This window comes from Lactobacillus delbrueckii subsp. jakobsenii ZN7a-9 = DSM 26046, from assembly GCF_001888925.1.
Taxonomy (GTDB): domain Bacteria; phylum Bacillota; class Bacilli; order Lactobacillales; family Lactobacillaceae; genus Lactobacillus; species Lactobacillus delbrueckii.
Genome location: NZ_CP018218.1, coordinates 1,018,517 through 1,031,348, shown reverse-complemented (window position 1 = coordinate 1,031,348; position 12,832 = coordinate 1,018,517). Strand labels below are relative to the sequence as shown.

13 protein-coding genes are annotated in these 12,832 nt (G+C 51.2%); 1 reads left to right on the top strand and 12 read right to left on the bottom strand.

Translation table 11 applies throughout. From position 1 onward, the window contains the following. Positions 1–38: 38 nt before the first annotated feature. The 4 genes from tuf to rpsO form a co-directional block, all read right to left on the bottom strand. The gene (tuf, locus tag LJ046_RS05345; protein ID WP_002879079.1) at positions 39–1,229 is read right to left on the bottom strand and encodes an elongation factor Tu; all 1,191 of its coding nucleotides are present in this window, start codon (positions 1,227–1,229) and stop codon (positions 39–41) included. A gap of 188 nt (positions 1,230–1,417) precedes the next feature. Continuing rightward, the gene (locus LJ046_RS05340) at positions 1,418–2,245 is read right to left on the bottom strand and encodes a hypothetical protein (RefSeq protein ID WP_002879080.1); all 828 of its coding nucleotides are present in this window, start codon (positions 2,243–2,245) and stop codon (positions 1,418–1,420) included. Further along, the gene (locus tag LJ046_RS05335) at positions 2,232–4,073 is read right to left on the bottom strand and encodes a ribonuclease J (protein WP_002879081.1); all 1,842 of its coding nucleotides are present in this window, start codon (positions 4,071–4,073) and stop codon (positions 2,232–2,234) included. Before LJ046_RS05335 ends, LJ046_RS05340 begins: the two co-directional genes overlap by 14 nt. 201 nt (positions 4,074–4,274) lie before the next feature. After that, positions 4,275–4,544: a 30S ribosomal protein S15 gene (gene rpsO, locus LJ046_RS05330; protein WP_002879084.1), complete on the bottom strand. Its 270-nt coding sequence runs from the start codon at positions 4,542–4,544 to the stop codon at positions 4,275–4,277. Between the two features lie 203 nt (positions 4,545–4,747). Between rpsO and rpsT the strand changes: the two genes are divergently transcribed. Beyond that, entirely contained in the window at positions 4,748–4,999 is a 252-nt protein-coding gene (gene rpsT, locus LJ046_RS05325) for a 30S ribosomal protein S20 (RefSeq protein ID WP_002879085.1), read from the top strand. 92 nt (positions 5,000–5,091) lie between these two features. Here rpsT and holA read toward each other — a convergent pair whose 3' ends face one another. The 8 genes from holA to LJ046_RS05285 form a co-directional block, all read right to left on the bottom strand. After that, a complete protein-coding gene (holA, locus tag LJ046_RS05320; protein WP_002879086.1) occupies positions 5,092–6,081 on the bottom strand; it encodes a DNA polymerase III subunit delta in 990 nt (329 codons plus the stop codon). A 30-nt stretch (positions 6,082–6,111) separates the two neighbouring features. Next, positions 6,112–8,298: a DNA internalization-related competence protein ComEC/Rec2 gene (locus tag LJ046_RS05315; RefSeq protein WP_002879087.1), complete on the bottom strand. Its 2,187-nt coding sequence runs from the start codon at positions 8,296–8,298 to the stop codon at positions 6,112–6,114. A 25-nt stretch (positions 8,299–8,323) separates the two neighbouring features. After that, on the bottom strand, positions 8,324–9,082 hold the full coding sequence (locus LJ046_RS05310) for a ComEA family DNA-binding protein (RefSeq protein ID WP_002879088.1): 759 nt from the start codon (positions 9,080–9,082) through the stop codon (positions 8,324–8,326). Positions 9,083–9,210: 128 nt separating this feature from the next. Further along, on the bottom strand, positions 9,211–10,251 hold the full coding sequence (locus LJ046_RS05305; protein WP_002879089.1) for a SepM family pheromone-processing serine protease: 1,041 nt from the start codon (positions 10,249–10,251) through the stop codon (positions 9,211–9,213). Next, complete coding sequence (gene coaD, locus LJ046_RS05300; RefSeq protein WP_002879090.1) at positions 10,241–10,735, bottom strand: pantetheine-phosphate adenylyltransferase; 495 nt, start codon at positions 10,733–10,735, stop codon at positions 10,241–10,243. The genes LJ046_RS05305 and coaD overlap by 11 nt, the downstream gene beginning before the upstream one ends. Then, a complete protein-coding gene (rsmD, locus tag LJ046_RS05295) occupies positions 10,736–11,287 on the bottom strand; it encodes a 16S rRNA (guanine(966)-N(2))-methyltransferase RsmD (RefSeq protein WP_002879091.1) in 552 nt (183 codons plus the stop codon). Beyond that, a complete protein-coding gene (locus tag LJ046_RS05290) occupies positions 11,284–11,625 on the bottom strand; it encodes a YlbG family protein (RefSeq protein WP_002879092.1) in 342 nt (113 codons plus the stop codon). Before LJ046_RS05290 ends, rsmD begins: the two co-directional genes overlap by 4 nt. Continuing rightward, complete coding sequence (locus tag LJ046_RS05285; protein WP_002879093.1) at positions 11,615–12,817, bottom strand: FtsW/RodA/SpoVE family cell cycle protein; 1,203 nt, start codon at positions 12,815–12,817, stop codon at positions 11,615–11,617. Before LJ046_RS05285 ends, LJ046_RS05290 begins: the two co-directional genes overlap by 11 nt. Positions 12,818–12,832 lie beyond the last annotated feature (15 nt).

Sequence of the window (12,832 nt, the reverse complement as noted above, 5' to 3'; positions counted from 1 at the left end):
TTTTTACACTGTTAGAACTAAAATTTAAAAAATAAAAATTAGTCGTCAATTTCAGTAACTTGACCGGCACCAACAGTTCTACCACCTTCACGGATAGTGAACTTAGTACCAACTTCGATAGCGGCTGGCTTAATCAAAGTAACTGAGAATTCAGTGTTGTCACCAGGCATAACCATTTCAGTACCTTCTGGCAATTCAATTTCACCAGTGATGTCAGTGGTGTGGAAGTAGAATTGTGGACGGTAGTCTGAGAAGAATGGAGTGTGACGGCCACCTTCGTCCTTGCTCAAGATGTAGACTTGACCCTTGAAAGTTTTGTGAGTCTTGATTGAGCCTGGAGCTGCCAAAACTTGACCACGAACGATTTGGTCACGGTCGATACCACGGAGCAATACACCAACGTTGTCGCCGGCTTCACCCAAGTCAAGAGTCTTGTGGAACATTTCCAAACCAGTTACAACTGAAGTCAAGACCTTTTCTACCAAACCAACGATTTCAACGCTGTCGCCAACCTTAACAGTACCACGGTCGATACGGCCTGAAGCAACAGTACCACGACCAGTGATAGTGAAGACGTCTTCAACCGGCATCAAGAATGGCTTGTCAGTTTCACGTTCTGGAGTTGGGATGTATTCGTCAACAACGTCCATCAGTTCTTCGATCTTCTTTTGAGCTTCTTCATCGCCTTCAAGAGCCTTCAAAGCTGAACCACGAACTACAGGAACATCGTCACCTGGGTAACCGTATTCTGAAAGCAAGTCTCTTACTTCCATTTCAACCAAGTCGATCAATTCTGGGTCGTCAACCAAGTCGCACTTGTTCAAGAAGACTACGATGTAGTTAACACCAACTTGACGAGCCAACAAGATGTGTTCACGAGTTTGTGGCATAGGACCGTCAGTTGCGGCAACAACCAAGATAGCACCGTCCATTTGAGCGGCACCAGTGATCATGTTCTTGATGTAGTCGGCGTGGCCTGGGGCGTCCATGTGGGCGTAGTGGCGCTTTTCAGTTTCGTATTCAACGTGGGCAGTGTTGATAGTGATACCACGTTCCTTTTCTTCTGGAGCTGCGTCGATTTGTGAGTAATCTTCAGCTTGTGCCAAACCCTTCTTAGCCAACACAGTAGTGATAGCTGCGGTCAAAGTAGTCTTACCGTGGTCAACGTGGCCAATAGTACCAATGTTAACGTGTGGCTTAGTTCTAACGTAATGTTCTTTTTCTGCCATTAAAATGATCCTCCTGAAATTTTGCAAGAAGTCCGTTGAGACAAAACTAACGGATGATTCTCTGTTGAATATTGTACTACTTTCCTAAGAAGTACGCTAGTAGCAATAGCGCAACTTCTTGAAAATATCCAAAAATGATTATACTAAATGCCGGCAAAAAGTAAAGTGATTTGCAAAAAAATTAATCACTATTTTTTCTGATAGATTTTTTCCAGCAAATCCTGGCTCTCCCCGCCCCGCTTTTGCCGTAAAAACCCGGTCAAGTCCCGGGCAAAAGCATCGGGATTAGTCACGTAATCTCCCTGGCAGGGATAAAGCTGGCCAAAAGCGAAATTTCCTTCAGCCAAGATCAAGGGCAGTTCGCTTGGGCGGTTTTGGTAGCGGCTGGCCAGAGAAGTGATAAATTCCCGGTAAACCGGATCCTGCTTGAGCAAATCCGTTTCAGCGGGCACAAAACTCTTCAAGTCCCCCAGGATCATAACCTGCATCTCTTCTTTAACCCCCAGCTTGACCAGGTCCTCGCACACCGCCAGGCGCAAGGCGTAGTTAGCCAGGGGATCCAGCAAAAGGCTTCTAGCAAAGGCCAGGTAGGTCGGCAAATCCAGCTTCAAGAGCTGCTCGTACTGGCTTTGGCTGACTGCCTGCTTTCTTCTAAAAGCAAGCAGGATTTTCTCTTGTTCCTTTTTGTCTGCTGGCAAAACCGGGAAGTCGACCTCTCCCTCAGTCAAATGCTTGACCTGGAGAGCCTCGATCAAAAAATTATTGGCCGCCAGGACTTGTCCATACTCCTCCAGCACTTTATCTCTGGAAAAAAGATCAGGCAGTGCCTTGATAAGGGCATAAGCCTGATCTTCTTCCTTGTTTAAGCGCAAAAGACGGGACAAGTCCAGGGCCAGGTCCTCGTCAAAGCCCAGCCTCAGGGCCTCCTCCAAGTGCCCGCAGGCAGCCTGGTAGTCCCCTCCTGCTTCAGCCTCTATGGCCAATTTCCGTAGGTTCTCTTGGCTAACGCTTGTCATCTGCCTTGCTGTCCTTCTTATTCTTGTTTACCGACTTCTTGCCCTTAGCGGACTTGTTTGCCAGCCTGGTCTGCTTCTTACGGTTGTTCTTCTTAACCGGCTTTTCCTTGTTGCCTTCAGCCGCGTCTTCGGCCTTCTTCTGCATTGCCCGGTGCCGGTTCTGGTTGACTTCCATGACAACTGGCAAAACGACCGGCCGGCGGTTGGTCTGCTTGTAAAGGAACTTCCCCAGGCTGGAGCGCATGTCTTGCTTGAGTTCAGTCCAGTCAAACTTCTTGTGCTCAAAGTTGGCCTGGATAGCGTCCTTGATGACCTGGATAGAGTCATTCATCAGCTTGTGGTTGGCTTTGATGTAGACAAAGCCCCGGCTGGTGACTTGCGGTTCAGACACGATCTTCTTCTTCTTGCGGTCAATCGTCACTACCGCGATGAAGATCCCGTCATCTGACAAAACTTCCCGGTCGCGCAAAACAATGTTGCCCACGTCGCCTACCCCGGAGCCATCGATCATCGTGTCTTCACCCGGCACGGCATCCCCGCGGAAGAACTGGCCGCGCTTAGTGTCGTATTCCAGGCAGTCCCCGTTTTGGGTAATGTAGACATCGTCCGGGTCCATCCCTGTTTCAACGGCTAAGTCCTTGACTGCTTCTAAAAGCCGGTAGTCCCCGATGACCGGTACCAGAATCCGCGGCTTCAAGAGGTCAATCAAGGTCTGCAGGTCCCGGCCAGTCGCGTGGCCGGAAGTGTGCATGTTGCGGCCAAGTTCGATAACCGTGCCGCCTGCCCGGTAAACCATGTCACTGGTGATAGCCACCGTGGTTTCAACGGCGTGAGACGGAGTCGTGGCAATAAAGACCAGGTCCCCTTCGTGGATGGTAATCATCTGGTGGCGGTTATTGGCCATCTTCTGCAGGGACTGGAGCGGTTCACCCATCCGGCCGGTTTCCAGGATGACCGTCTTTTCATCCGGCACGTCCTTGAGTTCCTTGGCCTTCATCAAAAGCCCGTCTGGCACTTCCAGATAGCCCAGCTTCATGGCCGTGTGGACGATCTTAGCCACGTCCCGGCCAGTCAAAAGGACCCGGCGGCCGGTAGCAGCAGCGGCGTTAAAGACCTGCTGGACCCGATTTATGTTGGAAGCCTTGCCGGCCACGATGATCCGGCCCTTGGCGTTTCTGAAGACATTGGTGATGTAAGTGCCGACTTCATTTTCGCTGGCATTCGGCAAAACAGCCTCAGCATTGGATGAGTCCGGCAAAAGGGCCAAGACGCCGTTTTCCGCGATTTCAGCAAGCCGGGTCATGTCAGTGCGGTAAGCTGGCCGGGCTGACGGATCAAACTTAAAGTCACCGGTATAGACGATCTGCCCTTGGGGAGCATGGATGACGATCCCCAAAGAATCTGGCACTGAGTGAGTGGTTTGGAAGAAGGACACGCTGGCATTCTTGAAGTCGATTTCCGTATCGGCGTCGATGACGTTGAACAGCTGGTTGTTCCGCCGCTTGTTTTCTCTTTGCACGTCGATCTTGGCCAGTTCAATGGTGAGTTTTGAACCAAAAACCGGAATATCCCAGTCCCGCAAAATGTATGGCAGGGCCCCGATGGAGTCAGCATGGCCGTGAGTCAAAAAGATCCCCGCCACTTGGTCGCCGTATTGCTTGAAGAATTCCATGTCCGGAATTACCACATCGATCCCGAATAATGAACTGTCCGGGTACTTGAGGCCGGCGTCCAAAACAAAGATTTCATCGTTCACCTGAACGGCAAACATGTTCTTCCCCTGCTCGCGGACCCCGCCTAGAACCATTATTTTTAACTTGTCTGACATAAAGCTCTCCTTTTCTTAATCATGTTAAATCAATTCTTTGTCTGATAGATGCTTTATATGGATCTGTCGATCAAAACGCTTATAATCTTTTTAATTTTAACATAAAGGGCATGAGCATGATAGTCACTAAGCCCGCAAAGGAAAAGAAAACTGAAAATAGAAAAGAGGCCGGGAAATCCCAGCCTCTTGGTAGGTCTTTGATTAACGACGCAAACCCAAACGAGCGATCAAAGCACGGTAACGTTCCAAGTCATTTTCTTGCAAGTAGCGGAGCAAGTTACGACGGTGACCGATCTTCTTCAACAGACCAACGTATGAGTGGTGGTCGTGTGAGTGTTCACGCATGTGTTGAGTCAAGTTGTTGATGTCTTCAGTCAAAACAGCAACTTGTACTTCTACGGAACCAGTGTCGCCTTCGTGAGTTGCGTATTCCTTGATGATTTCGTTCTTTCTTTCTTTTGAAACTGCCATGTTTCTGCACCTTTCTTTTGAAAAATTGCCCCGGACAGCGTCAGCCGTTAGGTGAAGCGTAAAGACAACGCCCGGGGTTCACATAACAAATATAATCATACCCGATTTTTTGGAAAAAGCAAGTAAAATTTCTTCTTGCATCTGGCGCTGGCTTTCAGTATAATAACTTAGTGAATTTCATTCAGTTATTGGAGGTGAACCTAATGCCACAAATCAAATCTGCTATCAAGCGTGTTAAGACTCAAGCTGTTGCTAACGAACGCAATGCTGCTCAACTCAGCACTATGAGAACTGCCGTTAAGAAGTTTAAGGCTGCTCAAGCTGCTGGTGCGGACAACGCCTCCGAATTATACGTTGCTGCTATCCGTGAATTGGACAAGGCTGCTTCAAAGGGCTTGATCCACAAGAACAAGGCTAACCGTGACAAGAGTCGTTTGGCTAAGCTTGCTAAGTAATTAAACTAGCAATCAACAAAAGAGCGAGAAACAATCCGTTTCCCGCTCTTTTTCTTTTGTCTTTTTCTGCTCCCTATTTTTTCTCTTTTTGCCTAGCAGGTCAGGATAAAAGCCTTTAAAAAGCGGCTGCCCTGGTAGACCCCGCTCTTGTAGCGGTAGTCCAGCTGGATCAGCTGGCCCAGCATTTTCTTCAGCTGGCCGACCTTCGCCCTGGACTTCAAGGCTGTCTTAACCCGGTAAGGGTGGGCGGACAATTCCTTGGCAATCTCGCTTTCACTCCGCCTTCTCTGTCCCATCACCTTCACGCAGAGCAAAAATTCAACCTGGCTGAAAAAGACCGCGACCAGCTGCAAGGGATAAGTCCCCTCCCGCAGCTGCCCGTCCAGGCGGTCGATTGCCTCTTGGTAGTCCCCTCTTAAGGCAGCCTCTAGAATAGCAAAAACGTTCTGGTCTAAGCTGAGATCGATATTCCGGTCCACCAGGTCCCGGCTGATTTCCTGGCCGTCGCTGATCGCCTTCAGCTTGTTGTAATTGCCCAGGGCCGCGTCCAGGACCTGGTCACTTCTCTCCATGAGCAAGTCCAGGGCCCCGCCGGCAAAACGGTAGCCTTCAGCCTTGACCAAGGCCTGCATAACCCGGCCGCTTTCATAGCTTTTGACCGCGGTTGAGACCGTATTGAAGCTCTTTTCCACCTGCTTGGTCAGTTTCTTGCGCCGGTCCAGCTTCTCATAGCTGGCGACTAAAACGATCACGTCGTCGATCTGGTCCAGGTGACTGAAGATTTCCAGCAGCCGGTCCCCTTGCTGCTTGTACTTGACCGGGAACTTTCCCGTCAAAAAGATGGGGTTCTTGACTAAGACTAATTTTTGCTGGCTGAAAAGGCTGGCTTCCGCCAAGGCCGCGATCAAGTCGTCCAGCGGGTCACTCTCACAGTCAACCGTCACCTTCTCCAGGCCTTGAAAGGCTGCCTGCTGGAGATAGTTATGGGCCAAATAGTCATTTAAAAAAGCGTCCGGTCCCTGCAGCAGGACATTCGGGTTTCCCGCCTGGCTGTTAGGAAACAGGGATATCAAATTTGGCAAGCCGCTTTCCTCCCTCTAAAAGTAAACTCTTTAATAATGATAACACACCCGCCGCCCTTCCAGAAAACTGCTAAAGTATTCCCTGATACCGTAATGCCAGCTGATCATCCCTTCCGTTTGGGTATTGAGATAAGGAATCCCCAGCTGGTGCAATTTGGCTAAGGTTTCCGGCTTGGGGTGGTGGTAGCGGTTGTTCCGGCCAGCGGAGATAAAGACTAATTTTGGCTGGATTGCCCGCAAAAAGACAGTTGAAGAAGAAGTATCGCTGCCGTGGTGGCCAAGTTTGAAGTAGTCAATTTTCAAATCGGGAAACTTCTTAATGATTGCCTCCTCACCTGCCTGGTCCAGGTCCCCAGTAAAAGCCCAGCTTTTCCCAGCCAGGCGGCAAGTAAGCGACAAAGAGTCCTTGTTTTCCCCTTTTCCCGCTACTTCCGGGTGAAGAACCTGGAAGTTGATTGCTTCTTTCACCTCCATCCCTGCCTTCAGCTCAACCAGCTTGGTCTTCTCTACCCGGCCGGCTATCCTGGCCCTAAAGCTCGGATTTTGAATAAGACCTGCTCCCATATAGAGGCGCTTAACCGGCATTTCCTCGAGCAGGGGGCCCAGGTCGCCAACATGGTCAGCATCCTGGTGGCTGACGAAGACCCCGTCGATCTGGCTGATTCCCTGGGCTTTAAGCAAAGGAATGGTAATCCGGTCGATCTGGGGCTGGCTCTGTTTCTTTTTACCAAAAGTCAGCTTGCCCCCGGTATCGATCAAGTAGACCTGGCGGCGGATGGGCGTCGTTAAAAGAATGCTGTCGCCCTGACCCACATCAATAAAAGAGACCTGCCCTTCCAAGGGAAAGTGGATGCTGACAAAAATTAAGAGATAGACCGCCGCCAGAATATGGCGGTATTTCTTTTTCCGCGTGATGAGATACAGGAAGGTTAAGACAAAAAGCAGGGCCAGCTGCCAGGCCTTGACCTGGCCATAGATCAGCTGGCCAAAGCCGGTTTTCGCCACATTAGCCAGCATCCCTTCCGCCGCCTCCAGGATTTTTTCAAAAAAAGCCGCTAGACCCGGCGGAGCCAGCAAGGCCAGGCCGGTCATGGGCATGACGATATAGTTGAAATAGGGCACGACTAAAATATTGTAAAAAATCGTGCAGACATTGACCTGGTAGAAAAAATAGAGCAAAAAAGGCGTCAGCAGGCCGTTCAGCCAAAAAGCCTGCTTGCAGTCTGGCAATTTCGCCGTCAAGACCAGGCCCAGGGCTAATACATAAGTCAAGATCCCGCCGGTTTCCAGCAAAAGGCGGGGAGTAAAAAGCTGCTGGCAGCAATAAGTCAAGCCCAACAGGTCAGCCCGGCCGATCCTCCTGCTCTTAAAGGCTAATCCGGCTGAAAAAACATAGCTAAGAGTCGCCCGGATAAAACCTGGCTGGCCCGCGCTCAAGAAGACCTCAAAGGTCAATAGAGCGCAGGAAGCGGCAAAAACTTCCTCCTTGGTCATGTGCAGGTAGCTGCCGAAAACCGCCAGAGCAAAGACATAAATGCCCACATGCATCCCCGAAATGCTCAAGATATGGATAACCCCCAGGTCCCGGTAGGTATTCAAGTTGGCTTGGTTGTCCCCAGCCGGATTTTCCGCTAGCAGCAGTTCACTGGCAAAAAAGGCCAATAGGCGGGGCAGGCGCTTCAGATAAGCTTGAATTTTCCAGCGGAGGCCATGCAGGCGGGTAAGAAGACTAGCCGGAGCCAGCTTAACCTGATAATGAGCCAGCTTGACCTGCCGGTAGACATGCTGGCTGGCCAAATAGCGGCGGTAGTCAAACTGGCCGGAATTGGTCGCTGGCTCTATTTCACTGACCGCGCCGCCAACTTCAGTTAAGTCGATGCTTTGTCCGTTTTCCAGCAAGGCTAGTGCCTCCCGGCTTGCCGGCCCGTAAACTTGCACTTTCTGCGTGGCCGTCTGCCCCCGCCCGCTCAGCCAGCCGTCGGTAATTTTCACCTGGTCGGAGTACAGGCGGATGTCGCCTGCCGGCTCACCCGGCTTAACCTGGTCCTTAGCAAGGACCAAAGTCAATAAGAGCAAGAAGGCCAGGGCGAGTTTAAACAAACCGCCATATTTATCCTTGAGCAAAAAGAGCAGGTAGAACAAGGCGGCCAGGGCAAAAAGCTTCCCCCATTTTTGCGACTGGAAGATCCCGCACAAGCTGACGCTGGCCAAGGCCAAAAGAAAGTAAAAGCCGGCTTGCAGGCTAGATTGTAAGCTGGTCCTTAATTGCCGCGAAGGTCTTGTCGCCAATTCCCGACACCTCTTTCAACTCGTCAATACTCTTAAAAGACCCTTTTTCCTGCCGGTAGGCAATGATCTGCTCGGCCTTCTTCTCCCCGATCCCGTTCAGCTTCTGCAGATCGCTGGCTGTAGCAGTGTTCAAATTGATCAAGTCACCAGAAGCTGCCCCGGAAGTTGAAGAAGAGACTGATGAGGCTGAGGCTGATGCAGAATGAGAAGAAGCCGGAGCGGATGCTGCAGCAGAGTTAGCGGTCTGGGCCGCTTCCGTCTTGTCCCCCTTGCCGGGGATGTAGATCTTGTCTTGGTCTTTTAAAAGCTGGCTGCGGTTGATGGCCTGCAATTGGGCATCCTTGGTCAAGCCCCCGGCCTTTTCAATCAAGTCTTCCAGCCGGGCTCCGTTTTTCAGCCGGTAGACCCCCTGGTGCTTGACCGCTCCTGAAATATCGCAGACTACTTCAGCGTTTGCCGCAGAAGCCGCTGAGCTGGCGCTGGCAGCCACCGAACTGACACTAGAGCTTTGCAGGCTTTGCCCGCTGTTTTCACTCATGCTCTGGCTACTGGACAAAAGAGCAGAATTGTCAGCAGCCGGCTGCCGGTTGGCATAATAAAAGCCCCCGGCCGCCAGCAAGACGACTACGATGTACATTTTCTTATCCATAAGCCAGGCAAGCAGGTCCTGCAGCTTTTGCTTGCCTTCCGTTCTTTCGTTTGACTGATTCATTTTTATCACCTCAATAACTAATACGCCAAAAATGGTCTTTTTTCCTAAATAAAAGAAAAAGACAAAATTTATTGAGGTAAAAAAGAACCGGAGGCTGGCTCCGGTTCTCTTCTTAACTATTCAGTTTTCTACTTGTAATGCTTTTGCAGGTATTTCAAGGCATCATCAAAAGTTGCCACCGGCACGATCTTCATCTTCGTGCCCAGCTTCTTGGCCGTTCTTTTGGCCACCGCGTAGTTGGTCTGGGACTTCTTGACCCCGGTCTGGTCAGTTGGGGCGAAAAATACTTCTGCCCCTTCTTTATCCGCGGCCACGACCTTCTTGTCCACGCCGCCGATAATGCCGACCTTGCCGTTTGCATCGATCGTCCCCGTCCCGGCTACCTTGTGGCCCTTGGTCAAGTCCTTGCCAGTATAGTTTTGGTAGCAGGCCAGGGAGAACATCAGACCAGCTGACGGGCCGCCAATGTCGCCCGTGCTAATCGTCGTCTTCGGGCTGACTTCCACCTTGACCCTTTCCACCATGCTAATCCCGATCCCCGGCTTGCCGGTGCCTTTCACCTTGACGATTTTCCCGGTAAAAGTCTGCTTCTTCCCGGACCGCAAAACCGTAATCGACACCTTCTGCCCGATCTTCTGCTTCTGCAGGTAGCTCATAAAGCCCTGGACAGACTTGAAATTGTGCCCATTAGCCGCTACGATCGTGTCCCCGATCAAGAGCTTCTTTTTAAAACTGGAGCTGGACTGCAGGTCCATCACATATACGCCCTGGTATTTCAGCTTGGGTTTAAGCCCGGCCTTCTTGGCCGCGTAATAGATGGCCGTCTGCTGGCTGGTCTGCATGTACCATTCCTGCAGCTGTTCATATTGCTCCGTGCTTGATCCCCCGGTCACTTCATCCATGGTCAGGCGGTCTTCATAAGGCTGGGTAAAGGACCATAAATAATCGCCCAAAACCGCCCTCCGCTCACTCACGGTCACGAAGTAGAGGTTATTTTTAGCCTTAACCCCGGCCGTCTTTAAATAATTGCCGACCGGCAGGGCATCCCCGGGCGCCTCAATCACGTATTTGGTTGGCAAGAGCAGGACCAGTGCCAGCAGGATAACCGCAAACAAGCCGACCAGGGCCCGGCGCCACTTCTTGCTTTGTCCATCTTTCTTAACTTTCACTTTGCAGCTTCTCCTTCAAGGCTCTGGCAGCCTTTTTGGGCAAAAAGCGGTCCAGCTCGCCGCCAAACATAGCGATTTCCTTCAGCATGCTCGATGCCAAAGCACTGTTGGCCGCCTCAGCCATAAACAAAACAGTCGGCAGGTCCGGGGCCAGGTCCCGGTTCAACTGGGCGATCTGCTGCTCATAGAGAAAATCGCTGCTGTTGCGGACCCCGCGGACTAAAACCCCGGCCCCTAATTCCTTGGCCAGGTCCACCGTCAGCTGGCCCGGACGGGCCAGGATCTCGACATTGGCCAGGCCATGCTCTTTTACCGCGTCCTTGATCAAGTCCACCCGCTCATCCGGCGTAAAAAGCGCCTTTTTTGCGCTGTTGGTCATCACTACGACCAAGAGGCGGTCAAAGACCTTCGCCGCCTGCTCAATTGTATCCATATGCCCGTTGGTAATGGGGTCAAAACTCCCCGGAAACAACGCTGTTGTCATCTATTCTGCCCTCTGGTAAATTCTTACGATCGTCTTGCCCATATGGTGGTCTTTCAAAAGGTCAAAGCCGGCAACCGGCGGCAAGTCTGTCTGCTCATCAGTTTCCACGACAATTTTTGCCCCCGGCTTAAGCAGATCCAGGGAAGCCAGAGCCGTCATGTCCTTGACCATCTGCTGCTTGGCATATGGCGGGTCCAAAAAGACCAGGTCAAACTTCCTTTCCTGGTCAGCGAAGACCTTCAAGGCCACTTTCGCCGGCATGGTGAAGACCTCAAAGCGGTCCGGCTCCTTGGTCAAGTCCACGTTTTTCCTGATGATCTGGCAGGCCGGCCGGCTGACGTCGTTCAGCACCGCACGCTCGCAGCCTCTGGAAACTGCCTCAATCCCTAAAGCCCCGCTGCCCGCGTACAGGTCCAGGACCTCTCCTCCAGCAAAAAACTGGCCCAGGGAATTGAACAAGGATTCCTTGACCTTGTCGCTGGTCGGCCGGGTCTTCTGGCTCTTGAGGGTAAACAAGTTCCGTTTGGCGTATTTTCCAGAAATAATTCTCACTTAATCCAGTCCTCTTTATCTGTCTGATTTAACTTCTCTTCGGCCTCCTTGGCCATGTCACTGATCTGCTGCTCAATCTTCTGGTTGTCCAGGTCCAGGGCATCATTTTGGGAAAATTCAACCTTCTTAACAAAGCTGAAGGTCCGCAGCTTGCTTGCCGTTTCTTCCGCCTCTGCCTGGTTGACGTAGAGAATCAAATAGTGCAGCTTTTTGGAAAAATAAACAATGTCCCCGAACCTGCGCAGCTTGAACTGATCGTTGTTGACATTACGCAAATAAACGATCAAGCTGGTCCGGCTGGCAATCTCCTGATCAGCTAATTCTTGGTTAATACTCATCCTCTGCTTGCACCTCCTGTCTGATTTTTTCTTCCGCGGTAACATTTAAGACCAGGCCGATCGCTGCCGACAAGACCCAGAGTGAGGAACCCCCGTAAGAGATAAAGGGCAGAGTCACCCCGGTGATCGGCATGAGGCCTAAGACCGCGCCAACATTAAATAAAGTTTGGAAAAAGATAATCGCGGTCACCCCGAAGCAGATCAAGGCGGAGTACTGGGACTGGGCCTTGACCCCCCGCTCCATGATCAAAATCATCAGGTAAAAAAGCAGGCCCAAGACTACTAATGCGCCAAGAGAGCCAACTTCTTCGGCAATGATCGACAAAATAAAGTCGGTGTAAGGTTCCGGCAGATAGCCCCGCTTCTGGATACTGTTGCCCAGGCCTAAGCCAAAAAGGCCCCCGTTATGGATAGCATAATATGAATTGACCAGCTGGGCCCCTTCATTGGCAGCCGTCTTAAATGGGTGCAGGAAGGCAATAAAACGCTTGTAGACGTAAACATCCTGCAAGAAGCTCGGGTTCCAGGCCACGATCAAGCTTAAGCCCCCGACCACCAGAACGGTGATGCCGATGATACTCAAGAGGATGTAGCCGGTCGGGATCCCGGAAACTGAATACATGATCAGGACCAGGCAAAAAAGGATGGCTGTCCCCCCGAAGTCAGGTTCGATCAAAACCAGGATCATTAGTACACCCGCGATGATTGCCGTAGGCAAAAGCTGGGAGATGATATGTCCGCGTACTAACCGCCCGTCGGCCTTAGCCAGCATCCAGGCCAGATACAAAGTCAAGACCAGCTTGGCTAATTCTAAGGGCTGGATGTTGATTGGGCCCAGGTTGATCCAGCCCTTGGCCCCGTTGACCGCCTGGCCAAAGAGGCGGACATAGACCAATAAGTCGGCCACAATTACCAGCAGCCACAAGAGCAGCTTGCCCCGCCTTAAGTAGTCCAGGTTGATGCTGTAGCAGGCCAGGCAGATCAATACCCCGAAAAAGGCGTAGAGCAGCTGCTTTTGCCCGTAAACCGTAGGCTTGAAGCCGTGGATCAGCAGGATTTCTGAACTGGCCGAATAGACTGCGATCACCCCGATCGTCATTAAAAGCAAGTAGACGATGAAGATCCGGTAGTCGAAATATTGGAATGTCTCTTTTATTTTGGCGGCTGTGGCAGCACCTTTATTTTTCTTCACGTTTTTCCCCTTCTA

Excerpts from the sequence above, each read along its gene's own strand:
- LJ046_RS05310 (WP_002879088.1), bottom strand. The coding sequence starts at position 9,082 with ATGAATCAGTCAAACGAAAGAACGGAAGGCAAGCAAAAGCTGCAGGAC.
- rpsO (WP_002879084.1), bottom strand. The coding sequence starts at position 4,544 with ATGGCAGTTTCAAAAGAAAGAAAGAACGAAATCATCAAGGAATACGCA.
- rpsT (WP_002879085.1), top strand. The coding sequence starts at position 4,748 with ATGCCACAAATCAAATCTGCTATCAAGCGTGTTAAGACTCAAGCTGTT.
- LJ046_RS05340 (WP_002879080.1), bottom strand. The coding sequence starts at position 2,245 with ATGACAAGCGTTAGCCAAGAGAACCTACGGAAATTGGCCATAGAGGCT.
- LJ046_RS05290 (WP_002879092.1), bottom strand. The coding sequence starts at position 11,625 with ATGAGTATTAACCAAGAATTAGCTGATCAGGAGATTGCCAGCCGGACC.
- tuf (WP_002879079.1), bottom strand. The coding sequence starts at position 1,229 with ATGGCAGAAAAAGAACATTACGTTAGAACTAAGCCACACGTTAACATT.
- coaD (WP_002879090.1), bottom strand. The coding sequence starts at position 10,735 with ATGACAACAGCGTTGTTTCCGGGGAGTTTTGACCCCATTACCAACGGG.
- LJ046_RS05335 (WP_002879081.1), bottom strand. The coding sequence starts at position 4,073 with ATGTCAGACAAGTTAAAAATAATGGTTCTAGGCGGGGTCCGCGAGCAG.